General features: G+C 60.1%; 1 protein-coding gene. It reads right to left on the bottom strand.

Going from position 1 to position 874, the window contains the following annotated elements; genetic code table 11:
- Positions 1–73: 73 nt before the first annotated feature.
- On the bottom strand, positions 74–874 hold an 801-nt coding region (acrB, locus tag HMPREF1546_RS03460; RefSeq protein ID WP_021751686.1), incomplete at its 5' end, for an acryloyl-CoA reductase electron transfer subunit gamma.

Here is an 874-nt window from a genome sequence, read left to right as displayed (position 1 = left end):
AGAAGACCCACACATCCTTGAAAGCAGCGATATCGGCGCTGTTGAAATTAGACATATTCGTTTATCCCCTTTCTCAGATGATGTGCTTCTTCGCCAGAATGTCGGCCAGCTTCTCGCAGGTCGCCTTGTCGGCGCCCTCCAGCATCATGCCGGCGCCCTTCTGGGGCGGGGTGAAGCTCTTGAAGATGTTGGTGGGAGAGCCCTTCAGGCCGATGGTGGTGGCGTCGATCAGGGGATCGTCCTTCAGCGCCTCATAGTCGTAGGTGGTCATGGGCTTGCCGTAAGCCTCGAACACACCGCCCACGCTCATGTAGCGGGGATCGTTCAGCTCCTTGATGCAGGTGATCAGACAGGGAGTCTTGACCTTGATGGTCATGTAGCCGTCCTCCAGCATCCGCTTCACAGTGATGGTGTCGCCGTCCTTCTGGATGTCGGCGGCGTAGGTCACCTGGGGCAGATGCAGCTTCTCGGCAATCTGGGGACCCACCTGGGCAGTGTCGCCATCGATGGCCTGCCGGCCGCACATGACGATGTCGTCAGCCTCTACGCCGATCTTGTTGATGGCGGCAGCCAGGATCTGAGAAGTGGCGTATGTATCGGAACCGCCGAACTCGCGGGCGGACACCAGCACGGCCTCGTCAGCGCCCATAGCCAGCGCCTCGCGGAGCATACCGGCAGCGGGAGGCGGACCCATGGTCACCACAACAACCTTGCAGCCGGTGGCGTCCTTGATCTTCAGGGCCGCCTCCAGGGCGTTCATATCGTCGGGGTTGGTGATGGTCTGCATGGACGCACGGTTCAGGGTGCCGTCCGGATTCACCGCCACCTTACCGGAGGTGTCGGGAACCTGCTTGATGGAAACAATGATTTTCAT

The organism is Oscillibacter sp. KLE 1745 (genome assembly GCF_000469445.2).
GTDB lineage: Bacteria > Bacillota > Clostridia > Oscillospirales > Oscillospiraceae > Oscillibacter > Oscillibacter welbionis.
This window is presented reverse-complemented; position numbering and strand designations above follow the sequence as displayed.